The 12580-nt window shown below is 74.8% G+C and carries 9 protein-coding genes; all 9 read right to left on the bottom strand.

What is annotated here, in order from left to right:
- On the bottom strand, window positions 1-1179 hold the full coding sequence (gene moeZ, locus RLT57_RS21595) for an adenylyltransferase/sulfurtransferase MoeZ (protein ID WP_311298935.1): 1179 nt from the start codon (window positions 1177-1179) through the stop codon (window positions 1-3).
- 190 nt (window positions 1180-1369) lie between these two features.
- Window positions 1370-2266, bottom strand: a complete 897-nt coding sequence (locus tag RLT57_RS21590) for a spherulation-specific family 4 protein (RefSeq protein ID WP_311298934.1) — start codon at window positions 2264-2266, stop codon at window positions 1370-1372.
- Window positions 2267-2517: 251 nt separating this feature from the next.
- Entirely contained in the window at window positions 2518-3432 is a 915-nt protein-coding gene (locus RLT57_RS21585; protein ID WP_311298933.1) for an NAD-dependent epimerase/dehydratase family protein, read from the bottom strand.
- Between the two features lie 142 nt (window positions 3433-3574).
- Complete coding sequence (locus RLT57_RS21580; protein ID WP_311298932.1) at window positions 3575-4444, bottom strand: hypothetical protein; 870 nt, start codon at window positions 4442-4444, stop codon at window positions 3575-3577.
- A gap of 311 nt (window positions 4445-4755) precedes the next feature.
- Window positions 4756-6438: a DUF3492 domain-containing protein gene (locus tag RLT57_RS21575; RefSeq protein ID WP_311298931.1), complete on the bottom strand. Its 1683-nt coding sequence runs from the start codon at window positions 6436-6438 to the stop codon at window positions 4756-4758.
- Window positions 6439-6646: 208 nt separating this feature from the next.
- Window positions 6647-8527: an ABC transporter ATP-binding protein gene (locus RLT57_RS21570; RefSeq protein WP_311298930.1), complete on the bottom strand. Its 1881-nt coding sequence runs from the start codon at window positions 8525-8527 to the stop codon at window positions 6647-6649.
- Complete coding sequence (locus RLT57_RS21565) at window positions 8524-9513, bottom strand: ABC transporter permease (protein ID WP_311298929.1); 990 nt, start codon at window positions 9511-9513, stop codon at window positions 8524-8526. The genes RLT57_RS21570 and RLT57_RS21565 overlap by 4 nt, the downstream gene beginning before the upstream one ends.
- A complete protein-coding gene (locus RLT57_RS21560; protein WP_311298928.1) occupies window positions 9510-10622 on the bottom strand; it encodes an ABC transporter permease in 1113 nt (370 codons plus the stop codon). The genes RLT57_RS21565 and RLT57_RS21560 overlap by 4 nt, the downstream gene beginning before the upstream one ends.
- A 4-nt stretch (window positions 10623-10626) precedes the next feature.
- Entirely contained in the window at window positions 10627-12339 is a 1713-nt protein-coding gene (locus tag RLT57_RS21555; RefSeq protein ID WP_311298927.1) for an ABC transporter substrate-binding protein, read from the bottom strand.
- Between the last annotated feature and the right edge of the window lie 241 nt (window positions 12340-12580).

The following is a 12580-nucleotide window of genomic DNA, read 5'->3' as shown; positions in this document are numbered from 1 at the left end:
CTAGTAGACCGGTTTGTCGGGCTCAATCGTGTTGACCCAGCCGATGACGCCGCCGCCGACGTGGACCGCGTCGGCGAAGCCCGCGGACTTCAGGACGGCGAGGACCTCCGCGCTGCGGACACCGGTCTTGCAGTGCAGCACGATGCGCCGGTCCTGCGGGAGGTGTTCGAGGGCGGTGCCCATCAGGAACTCGTTCTTCGGGATGAGCTTGGCGCCCGGGATGGACACGATCTCGTACTCGTTCGGCTCACGGACGTCGATGATCTCGATGTTCTCGTCGTCGTCGATCCACTCCTTGAGCTGCTTGGGAGTGATCGTGGAGCCGAGCGCGGCCTCCTGGGCCTCCTCGGAGACGACGCCGCAGAACGCCTCGTAGTCGATGAGCTCGGTGACCGTGGGGTTCGTGCCGCAGACCGCGCAGTCGGGGTCCTTGCGCACCTTGACCTGGCGGTACTGCATCTCCAGGGCGTCGTAGATCATCAGCCGGCCGACCAGCGGCTCGCCGATGCCGGTGAGCAGCTTGATGGCCTCGGTGACCTGGACCGAGCCGACCGACGCGCACAGCACGCCGAGGACGCCGCCCTCGGCGCAGGAGGGGACCATACCGGGGGGCGGGGGCTCCGGGTAGAGGCAGCGGTAGCAGGGCCCGTGCTCGGACCAGAAGACCGACGCCTGGCCGTCGAACCGGTAGATCGAGCCCCAGACGTACGGCTTGTTCAGCAGCACGGCGGCGTCGTTGACCAGGTAGCGGGTCGCGAAGTTGTCGGTGCCGTCGACGATCAGGTCGTACTGGGCGAAGATCTCCATCACGTTGTCGGCTTCGAGCCGCTCTTCGTGCAGGATCACGTTCACATAGGGGTTGATGCCCACCACGGTGTCCCGGGCGGACTCGGCCTTGGAACGGCCGACGTCGGCCTGGCTGTGGATGATCTGGCGCTGCAGGTTGGACTCGTCGACCTCGTCGAACTCGACGATGCCGAGCGTGCCGACACCGGCCGCGGCCAGGTACATCAGGGCGGGCGAGCCGAGGCCGCCGGCACCGACGCACAGCACCCTCGCGTTCTTCAGCCGCTTCTGCCCGTCCATGCCCACGTCGGGAATGATCAGGTGGCGCGAATACCTGCGGACCTCGTCAACGGTGAGCTCGGCGGCCGGCTCGACCAGGGGTGGCAGCGACACAGAGACCTCAGCAATACAGTTGGTCGGTCATCAGACGGACACGCGGGCACGGGCATGTCCATCACCCGAGCACGCTGTCCCTGTAACACTGCCACGCCCTACTTCATTCCAAGACACCTGGTCCGAGGACCGAGACGGATTCCGGCCACATGGTGGTCGGCGCCGGCGCACCCCGGCGCCGGCGGCGCGGCTACCCCTGGCGGCGTACCTTGCGGACCGCGTCGGGCCAGTAGCCGGGCAGCCCGGCCCAGGGGTCGACACCCTCCCGGTCGGTGCGGTCGGTCAGGCACACGGTGCCGGCGCCCTGCCAGCGGGCGATCCGCAGCGCGGTGTCAAGGTGGGTGGCGGGCAGGCCGTGGACGAGGTGGGCGAACCGGGACGGCGGGTGGGCGGCCGTCCACCGCGGCGCCTCCGACCAGCGGTAACGGGTCCAGGGGCCGTCGAAGGTGACGAGCTGGTCGGCGAAGTCCGCGTAGGCGGGGCTGGGGTGGGAGCCGGGGGCCAGGACGACGGGATTCGGCGGCAGGCCGCGGGCCGGGGCCGAACCTCCCGCGCCTGCGCCGCCTCCCCGGTCCGGCTTCTCCGCGCCGCCCCGGTCCGCCCCGCCGCTCCCGTCCGCTCCGCTGTCGAGCAGCGCCCGCAGCGTCGTCACCAGCCGCAGGCACGCGGCGGCTCCGGATCCCAGGGTGGGGGCCCGGCCGAGGTAGAAGCCGTCCACCCGGTACCAGTCCAGGTAGTTCGAGGCGTCGGTGACCAGCTCGCCGAACGGCCGGGTGCCGTGGACGGCGTCCAGCAGTCCGAGCAGTGGGACGCCGTTCTCACGGACGCGGGCACCGGCTTCGGCGCACAGCGGATCGGCCCGGATGCCGGGGCCGCGGGCCACGTCGAAGGCCACCCAGTCCAGCGGTGCCCCGGGCCGGGCCAGCTCGGCCCACTCGGCGGGCGCGACCAGCGGATGCCCGAAGGCGGGCACGCCGATGCCGATCCGGCCCGCCGCCGGCACCCCGGCGTCCGTACGATCGGGGCGGCGCTGCCGAACGGGCCGCCGCGGCAGGTCCGGACGGCCGGGCGTACCGACACCGGACACGGCACCTTTGCCCTTGCCTTTGCCCTTGCCTTTGCCGTCCGGCCTACCCGGACCGGCGCCCGACGCGGCACCCGTGCCAGCCGGGACAGGGGTCCCGGTGCCCGGCCCGGCGCCCTCAGCGGGCGGCACGGCACCCTTGCGGGTCGTACCGCCGGCGGAGGGGCGGTCCGCGGCGTGCTCCCCGGGCCCGTGCTGCTCGGCGCCCGCAGCGGCCACAGGGTCCGCCGGGACCGCAGGGGGGTGGGAGGGGGTCAGACGCGGCATGCCGCCTCCATCCAGACGTCGGCCAGCGATTCCTCCAGGCCGATCCGGGGCCGCCAGCCGAGGCGGTCGCGGGCGGTCCTGACGTCCGCCTGCTGCCAGGGTCCGCAGCCGTCGGGGTACGGGGGCGGCTGGGCCGGGCCGTGCGAGGGCTCGTCCACCTCGTGCAGCACACCTTCGTACCCCGCGACGTGCGCGAGCGCCGCGGCCATGTCCCGCAGCCGTACCGCCCGGCCGCTGCCGATGTTCACCACACCCTGCGCGGCGGACAGCGAGGCGGCGTGCACCGCGCGGGCCACGTCCCGCGCGTCGACGAAGTCGCGCTGGACCTGGAGGCCGCCGAGTTTCAGCTCCGGGTCGCCGTTCTGCATGGCGCGCCGCAGCGCCTCGGCGATCCGGCCGAGCGGGGAGCCGGTCGGGGTGCCCGGACCGACCGGGCTGAAGACGCGCAGCACCACCGCGTCCAGGCCGGAGCCGAGGACCAGTTCGGTGGCGGCGAGCTTACTGACGCCGTACGGGCCGCCGGGCCGCGGGCTCGCGTCCTCACCGGTGGACGAGCCGACCGGCGAGGGCCCGTACTCCGAGGCGCACCCCACCTGCACCAGGCGGGCGGCGACCGAGCTGCGGCGCAGCGCCTCGCAGACGGTGGCCACGGCCACCGTGTTCTGCCGGGTCAGATCCCGGGCGTTGCCGCGGGTGGCGCCGGCGCAGTTGATCAGTACGCCGGGGTGCACGGCGTCCAGGAAGCGGGCCAGCACTCCCGGCGCGCCGGTGGACAGGTCGAACCGCACGTCGGACTCGTCGCTGCGTCCCAGCGCGGTGAGCTGTACGGCCGGGTCGGCCAGCAGCCGTTCGGCGACGTGCCGGCCCAGGAATCCGTCGGCTCCCAGCAACAGCACTCTCATCGCGCGCCTCCCCTGCCGGCGCGCGGGCTCCGACTTGGGGCGGGGCGCGGAGGCGGGGGTGGGAGGAGAGGAAGAAGGGGAGGGAGGTGGGGGTGTGGTCGGTGAGTGGTCACGAGGGTCTCCTGGTTCGGTGGAACGGAAGTCAGTGGGCCGAGGCGCGGGGCAGTGTCCGGAACGCCTGTACGGCCAGTGCGAGGGCGGCGGGGCAGCAGATCAGCGCTTCGGCGGTGGCGCCGGCGAGGTGGAGGTGGAGCGGGGCCGCGCCGAGCGTCAGGACTTCGGCGGCGCAGGTCCGGGCGAGCCCGGCGGCGGCGCCGCGCGCGCAGCCGTGCAGGGCGAGCAGCCGGGCGGTGAAGAGCAGCAGCCCGAGCGCGAGCGGACCCGCGACGGGGGCCGGCCCGGCGACCGCGGCGGCCGCGGTGAGCAGGAGGAACAGCGCGAGTCCGTAACCGGCCAGCGCGGCGGCGAGCCGGGGCCGTACCGCGTCGGCGAAGTCCGCCAGACCGTGGCTGGGGGCGAGTTGGGCGCGGGCCCGCACCGCGAACCAGTGGGTGCTGTACGCGGCGGGGGCGAGGCTGAGCAGCAGGGCGGCGAAAGCGGTGGTGGCGCCCTCCGCCGGCGCGTACAGCGCGAAGGCGAGCAGCCCGCCCGCGCCCAGGGCGCCGGGGCCGCGTGCGGTATGCCGCAGGATCGCCCACGCGGTGGCCACCGCGAGTACCGCGCCCGGCAGGGCCAGGTGCGCCGCGGCGGCCGACGCGCACAACACGCCGGGCAGCAGGTACAGCCCGCCGGTGCCGGCCGCGGGCCAAGGCCGCTCCAGGGTGCCGGCGCTCCGGTCGGTCACCCGCGCAGCCCGCGGCAGCCGGGCGTGGATCTCCTCGGCGAGCCCGAAGACATCGCGGTGCCGCAGCCGGCGCGCGTCGGTGTCCGTGAACCCGCGCGCCTCCAGCCCGGCGGCGATCTCCCAGGCGTCCACGGCGCCGCCGAGAACGTCCCGGTGTCCGTGCATCACGCTCCGCACGGGATCGGCCGACCGGCGCCGCGCCACGCCGTCCCCTCGCGGCGTCCCCGCGGGCTCACCCCGCTGACCGGCGGGCGGGGCGGTGCCGGGCGGCGTCCAGGGAGCCCGTCCGCCGGGGGCCGGGGAGCCGGACGGGCGCCACCCCACCGGACCAGCGGCGTACGACCCCACCGGACGCGGCACGGGTCCGGGATCCGAGCCCGCCGAACCGTTCGGGGCGGGGGGAGCAGCCGGTGGGGACAGGGGCGGGACGGAAGCGGTGGGGGCGTCGGGAGGGGGGAGCGGTGGGGGGTCGGTGGCGCTCATCGGGGTGATCCTCCGGGGGCCGCGGCGGCCGGGGCGCGGGTGGTCGGGGGCGGGGCGGGGGCGAGGGGGGCAGGCGGGAGGGACGCGGCGGTGGACGGGCGGGGGTCGCCGGCGGTGCCCCGGAGCGGGTCGCGGCGGACCGGGTGGTGGGCGACGACTTCGCGGTAGCTCTCGCGGAAGGCGTCCACGCAGCGGCTCGCGGTGAAGAGGGCGAGCGCGCGTTCGCGGGCGGCGGCGCCGAGCCGGGCGGCGCGGGCCGGACCGCGCAGCAGTTCGAGGGCAGCGTCGGCGAGTGCCCCGGGGTCGCGCGGCGGCACGACCAGCCCGGTGCCGCCGAGCACCTCGCGGACCGCGCCTACGTCCGTGGACACCGTCGGCCGCCCGCAGAGCATCGCCTCGACGAGGCTGAGCGGGAACCCCTCCGCGCCGCTGGACAGCACGACGACATCGCCCGCCGCGTACACCTCCGCCGGTCCGGGCGCGCCCGGTGAACCGATCTCCTCGAAGCTGACCGGACTCCCGCCGACCGGGTGCGGGCCGGTCGCCCGGTCGGGGAAGAGCTGTGCGGCGAGGTTCCGGCAGTGGCGCAGGTATCCGGCGGCCCGTTCGTCCGCGGTGCGCGGATGGAAGATCCGCAGCCGGGCGCGCGGCTCCTCCCGGCGTATCGCGTGGAAGGCGTACAGGAGGGCGACCAGGTCCTTGGCCGGGTCGGGCCGGCCGACCCAGGCCAGGGTGGGGTCGGCGGGCGCCGCCGCCCGCGCTCCGGCCGCCTCGCCCGCGTGGGCGAACCGGGCGGCGTCGATCCCGGGGTACACCGTGCGCAGCCGCCCGCGCGGCGCCCCGCACCGCTCCTGCCAGCGCCGTACGTGGCCGGAGCCGGCGGTGGTCAGGGCCGCCCGGCGGTAGGTCTCGGCGGCCAGCAGGCGGTGGTAGTCGCCGAGCAGCGCCCGTACGGCCGGGGGGAGTCCCGCGGCGCGGTGGGCGAGCAGCGCGGACCGGACCCGGACGGTGTGCTCGGAGACGATCAGCGGGGTGCCGCAGAACCGTTTGGCCAGCAGGCCCGGCAGTGCGGCGGGACCGCCGGACGCCGCGTGACACAGGTCGGCGGCCCCCAGCTCGCCGGGCCCGTACCAGGGCGCCGAAAGCGGCCGCAGCTGCTGCTCCAACAGCGCGGCGGCGGTGCGCAGTTCGGTGACCACGATGTCGCCGAGCAGCGGGCGTACACCGGTGGCCCGGCAGGCGTTCTCCAGTGCGGCGAGCGCGTCCTCGCCGCGCAGCAGCCCGGCCAGCCCGCCGTGTTCCGCGGCGGCCTCGGCCAATCCGTAGAGCCCGGCGGCGAACCGCTCCGCCCGGTCCGCGGCGCTGAGCGCGCGGCCCCCGGCCAGCGCGGCGGCCAGGTCGGCGTAGTGCCAGCGGAAGGTGGCCCGGCGGGCGCGGCGGGCCGTCCGCGGCGGGGTGCGCCCCGGGCCGGGCGGCTCGCCCCAGAGGCGTTCGGTCAGCACCCGCCGCACCTCCGGGGGCGGTGCGAGCCGGCCGCCCGCCTCGGTCCAGGAGGACCGGCTCAACGCGTACACGTCGACGTCGTGGTGTCCGAGGCCGCGCACCAGCCGGTCGCACCACGCGACTTCCTCACCTCGCGCATACGGGTAGCCACCCTCGGTGAGCAACGCGATCCGCACGTGTCCGCCTCCTCCCGCCGTACCGGCTCGCTGTCGGTCTGCCGCCGGTTCGGGCGGGCGCCGCGGGCGTGGGGGCCGTGCGGCGGCCGCTTCGTCCCGGCGCGAAGACGTTATGCCGGGAGGGGGGCGGTCTGGCGGACGGTTGTCCGCCGCACCACCAAAAGAGGTGAAGCGACGTGACTTCTCCCACGGCCGGGCGTTGATGCGCCTATGGCGCGGTGGTCATCGCGCTCCGCAGGGCTTTGCGGTCCGCCCGGCGGGCCACCGACTCCACCGGGTCCAGCACCGGCACGGCCGCCAGCAGCCCCTTGGTGTACGGGTCCTGGGGCGCGTCGTACACCTCGTCGACGGTGCCGCTCTCCACGATCCGGCCGCCGCGCATCACCGCGACCCGGTCGCTCACCTGCCGGACGACGGCGAGGTCGTGTGCGATGAACACCAGCGACAGGCCGAGGTCGCGCTGCAACTCCGCGAGCAGGCCGACGACTTGCGCCTGCGTCGTGACGTCCAGTGCGGACACCGGCTCGTCGCAGACCACCAGCCTCGGTTCCGGGGCCAACGCCCGTGCGATGCCGACCCGTTGCCGCTGACCGCCGCTGAACTCGTGCGGATACCTGTGGTACCCGGCCGGGTCGAGCCCGACCCGCTCCAGCAGCTCCTTCACCCGGCGCACCACCGCCTTGTCGTCCAGCTCCCGGGCCGCCCGCAGCGGATCGGCGATCGACTCGCCGATGCTGCGGCGCGGGTTGAGTGACGACACGGGGTCCTGGAAGACCATCTGCAGTTCGCGGCGCAGCGGTCGCAGCGCCCTGTCCCCCAGCGAGCCGATCTCCCGTCCCCGGTAGGTGATCGCGCCCGCGGTCGGGTCCAGCAGCCGCACCAGCATCCGTCCGAGGGTGGTCTTCCCGCTGCCGCTCTCCCCGACGATCCCGAGCGTCTCGCCCGCCCGTACGGCGAGCGACACCCCGTCCACGGCCGCGAACGCGCCCCGCCCGCGTCCGAACTCCCGCCGCAGGCCGCGGGCTTCGAGCAGCACGTCGGCGTCCGGTGCGGCATCCCCTGCGGTGGGCCGCGCGGTGGGCGCGGGGGTGGCCGCGGTGGCCGCCGCGGCCGGCTGCCGCGGCACGGCGGGTTCCGGCGGGCCGCCGGCCGGCCCGGTCCCGGCCCCAGTCCCGGTCCCGGGGAGCGCCGCGGGCTCAGGACGCGGCCCGGGTTCAGGGCGCGGCCGGGCTTCGGACGGCAGAGCGGGTTCAGAACGCAACCGCGCCGCGGACGGCAGAGCGGGTTCGGGGCGCAGCCGCGGCACCGCGGTCAGCAGGGCTCGGGTGTAGGGGTCGCGGGGCGCGCGCAGCACGTCCGCGACGGCGCCGCGCTCCACCGCCCGCCCGCCCCGCACGACGAGGAGTTCGTCGACGCTGCCGGCCACCACTCCGAGGTCGTGGGTGACCAGGAGCAGCCCCATCCCGGTCTCGGCCCGCAGGTCGTGCAGCAGGTCGAGGATCTGCGCCTGCACGGTGACGTCGAGCGCCGTCGTGGGCTCGTCGGCGATCAGCAGCCGCGGCTCGCACGCCAACGCCATGGCGATCAGGACGCGTTGCCGCATGCCGCCGCTGAACTCGTGCGGGCGGGAACGGGACCGGCGCCGGGCGTCGGGGATGCCGACGCGGTCCAGCACCTGCACCGCGCGGGCCCGTGCGGCGGCCCGGGACACCCGGTGGTGCACCCGGTGGACCTCGGCGATCTGGTCGCCCACGGCGTAGTACGGGTCGAGCGAGGACAGCGGGTCCTGGAAGACCATCGCGGCCACCGCGCCCCGCAGCCGCCGCACCTGCGCGTCGGACGCGGTCCGCAGGTCCGTGCCGGCCACCCGTACGGTGCCGGCGACCCGGGCCCCGGTCCCCCGGTGCAGCCCGAGCAGCGCGTACGCGGTGGCGCTCTTGCCGGATCCGGACTCGCCGACCAGGCCGAGCGCGCCGCCCGCGGCCAGCGTGAAGCTCAGGCCGTCCACGGCCCGCACCGGCCCGCCGCCGGTGGGGAACTCGATCCGCAGGTCCGCCACGTCGACCAGGGCGTCGGGATGCGCGGTCACGCCAGCACCACCCTTCGGTCCGCGACCGCGTACAGCACGTCGGCGACCGCGTTGGCCGCCACCACGGCGAGCCCCATCACCAGCACGATGCCGACCACCACCGGCAGGTCCTTCATTTGCACCGACTGCACCAGCTGTTGGCCGAGTCCCGGAATGCCGAACAGCGTCTCGGTGAGCAGCGCTCCGCCGAACATCGTGCCGAGGTCCAGCGCGGACAGCGCGATCACCGGGGTCAGCGCCCCGCGCAGCGCGTGCCGGCGGATGACCGCCCACTCGCCGACGCCGTACGCCCGGAAGGTGCGGATGTGGTCCTCCGCGAGTGTCTCCAGCATCGAACTGCGGGTGAGCCGCGCGTACTTGGCCGCTTCGACCAGGGCCAGCGCCAGCCACGGCAGCAGCAGGTTCCACGCCCACTGCCGGGGGTCGTCGGTGAGCGGCACGTAGGTCGGGAAGGGCAGCCACTGCAGCCAGGAGCAGAAGACGAGCAGCAGCAGGATGCCGGTGATGAACACCGGGACGGCGGTGCCGGCCAGGGTGAACCCGGTGAGCAGCCGCTCCACCAGGGTGCCGCGGCGCAGCGCCGACAGCAGCCCGGTCCCGACCCCGATGACCAGCCACAGCACCATCGCGCCGCAGGCAAGCGAGGCGGTCGCGGGCAGCTTCACCGCGACGATGTGGGTGACGAGTTCGCCGGTGCGGTAGGACTGGCCCAGGCACGGCGCCGGGCAGCGCAGCGTTCCGGCGCCGGTGCTGTAGTCGTGTCCGGCGGCGATGCCTCGCAGGAAGCGCAGGAACTGGACGTACACGGGATCGTCCAAACCCATCTGGCCGCGGATCTGGTCGACCTGGGCGGTGGAGCACTTGGGTCCGCAGGCGAGCCGGGCGGCGTCGCCGGGCGCGAGGTAGAAGACCGCGTAGAGCACCGCGGCCAGCACCAGCAGCACCATGGCGGCCTGGAACAGCCGCCGGGCGAGGAAGCGGGTCACCGCGCCGTCGCCCCGTCCGGTCCTGCCACCCCGCCCGCCGTGTCCCTCGCGCCCGCCCCGGCCGCCTCGCGCCCCTCACCCACGGCGTCCGCCCTGTCCGGCTCGTCCCTCGCGCCCGTCTCGTCGCGACCGGCCCGGCCGGTGCCGACCCGCAGCCGGCCGGCGGCCCGCGGGTCGAGGGCGGCGCGCACCCCGTCGGCGAAGACGGTGAACGCCAGCACCATCACGAACAGCAGCGCGGCCGGCAGGATCACGTACGCCGGATCGGCCTGGTACCAGGTGGTCGCGCTGGACAGCAGCTGTCCCCAGGAAGACGTGGGCGGGGTGACGCCGATGCCGAGGAAGGACAGGCCCGCCTCGGAGACGATGTTGCCCGGCAGCAGGATCGCCGCGTAGGTCAGCACGGGCGCGACCAGCGCGGGCAGCAGTTCACGGCGGGCGGTCCGCCAGGGGCCGGACCCGGCCAGTCGGGAGGCGGCCACGTAGTCGAGGGACTTCTGCGCGAGCACCTGCGCCCGGACGATCTTCGCGGTGCCACCCCAGGCGAGCAGTCCCAGGACCAGCATCAGCAGCACCGGCCGGGGGAAGCCGCCGGGCACCACCGCGATCAGCGCGATGGCGAAGATCAGCGCCGGCATGGTGACGAAGACGTCCGCGACTCGGCTCAGCAGGCCGTCGACGAAGCGGTTGCCGAGTCCGGCGGCCAGGCCGAGGGCCAGGCCCAGCAGCACCTGGAGCACGGTGGCGCCGATCGCGACGAACAGCGAGACCCGCGCGCCGTAGACGAGCCGGGCGAACAGGTCACGGCCGGTGCGGGGTTCGACGCCGAGCCAGTGGTCGGCGCTGATCCCGCCGAAGGCGCCGCGCGGCACCGTGCCGGCCGCGGAGTTCAGCAGGTCGGCGTGGTACGTCGTGGTGTCCTGGCCCTCGACGGCGGTGAGCAGCGGGGCGGCGAGCGCGACCAGGACGAGCAGGGCGATGACCGCGCCGCCGGCGAGGGCCGCGCGCCGGGTGCGCAGCCGCCGCCAGACCTGCCGGGCCCCGACGGCGGGGGCGGTCGCGGTGGCGCCCGCCCCCGCCTCGGCGGCCGTGATGACGTCGACGGTCACGGGGTCACTTCACCGCGGCCTGCGAGATGTCCAGCACTCCGGTCCAGTCGCTGATCACCACGTTCCTGATGTTCTTGCCGAACAGCCGCTTGTAGACCGGGTGGTAGAGCGGCACGGTCAGCGCCTGCCCGCCGATCCTCTTGTCGAGGGCGCCCCAGCGGGCGGCCGCGGCCTTCAGGTCGGTGATCTTGTTGATGGCGTCGATCTCGTTGTTGACCGAAGGGTCGTTCAGCTGGGCGTTGTTGAAGTTGTCGCCGTCCTTGACGATCTGCCGGCCGTCGAAGATCGGGCCGAGGAACGGACCGCCGGACGGCCAGTCGGCGCCCCAGCCGGTCAGGAAGAAGCCGGGTTCGGTCGTGACGTCGCGGATCTTGTCGCCGTAGGCGTTGTGCTCCTCGCCGTCGAGCTTGACGGTGATCCCGGCGAGCTTGAGCGCCTCCTGCACGGCGGTGGCGACCTCGGGTCCCTGTTCGTCGCCCTTGGTGGTCTCGTGGGTGAGGGTGACGGTCAGCCCGTTCGGGTGACCGGCCTGCGCCAGCAGTTCCCTGGCCTTGGCGGGATCGCCGGTGGCGCCCGCCGGGAAGGGGTCGTAGGGCGTGTAGCCGAAGGACGCCTGCGCGGGCAGGAAGGTGGTGGCGGGGTCGTTGAGGGAGGAGCCGCCCTGCGCGTTGATGACCGTGGTGCGGTTGACCGCGTAGGCGATGGCCTCGCGCACCCTGATGTCGTCGAACGGCTTCACCTTCGGGTTGAAGGCGATGTAGTCGGTGTAGCCGAAGTGGCCGGTGCCGACCCGCGAGGCCAGGTTCTTGTCGCCGGTGATCCTGGCGAGTTCCGCCGGGCCGAGGTTGGTGTCGGTGGTGACCGCGTCCGCGTCCTTGCCGACGCCGGCGGCCAGCCGCTGGTTGATGACGGCCTGGTCGAGCCCGGACCGCACGTCGATGGTGTCGGGGTACGCCTTGCGCTGGTCGTCGGTGGCCGGCGACCAGTTGGGGTTGCGCTTGAGGACCAGGTGCTCGCCGTTGTTCTCGTTGCTGACCACCTTGTACGGGCCGGAGGACACCGGGTGTTCGGCGTACCGGGTGCCGGTGTCCCTGGCCTTGGGCACGGGCGCGAAGGCGGTCTGGGTGGCCAGCAGCGGGAACTCGCCCTCGGGCTTGTCCAGGTGGAAGACGATGGTCTTCGCGTCAGGCGTCTCGATCGCGGTCAGGCCCTTCGGGTCCTTGTACGGGCCCTGGTAGTCGGCCGCGCCGACCAGCCAGTCGCGCAGATAGGGGGCGCCGCCGGAGAGTTCGGGGGCAAAGGACCGCTCGATGTCGTACTTGATGTCGGCGGTGGTGATGGGCGTGCCGTCCTCGTACGTCAGCCCGTCTTTCAGGTGGTACGTCCACACGGTCGCGTTCCGGCTGGGCTCGCCGGTGTCGGTGGCGAGGTCGGGGACGACCTTGGCGCCGGCCGCGCCGTTCGCGCGGTTGCGGGTGGTGAGGGTGCGGTAGACCAGGGAAGGGACGTTGCCGCCGCCGGAAGTGTAGAGGCGGGCCGGGTCGAAGTCCTCCTGGGCCTGGTTGTTGAGCACGTAGAGGGTGCCGCCCCGCTGGGGTCTGCCGTCGTCGGCCTTGGCGTCGCCGCTCTTCGGGCCGCAGGCGACGGCCCCGCCGGCCAGGGCCAGTCCGACGGCTATCACGCCGATCCGGCGGGACGTGAACGGCTGACGACGCATGAGGTGACCTTTCGCAGACGCGGAGAGGACAGGGGAAGCGGAGCGGCGAGCCGGCCGGCGGGGGATGTTCCGGGCGAGCGGGGGCGGCCCGGGGGCCGCCGCGGCCGGCCGCCGCCCCCGTGGGCTGCCCGCGGGGCGGGTGGCCGGATCAGCGACAGCGCACGCCGGCGGCGCGTCGGACGGCCGCGCCGATGCGCGCCGGCTCGGTACGGGTGTGCAGGGCGGGACGTACGCGGCGGTG

Source organism: Streptomyces sp. ITFR-21, assembly GCF_031844685.1.
In the GTDB taxonomy this organism is placed as follows: domain Bacteria; phylum Actinomycetota; class Actinomycetes; order Streptomycetales; family Streptomycetaceae; genus Actinacidiphila.
Note: the sequence above shows the minus strand (reverse complement) of the source record. Positions and strands in the feature narration are given on the sequence as shown.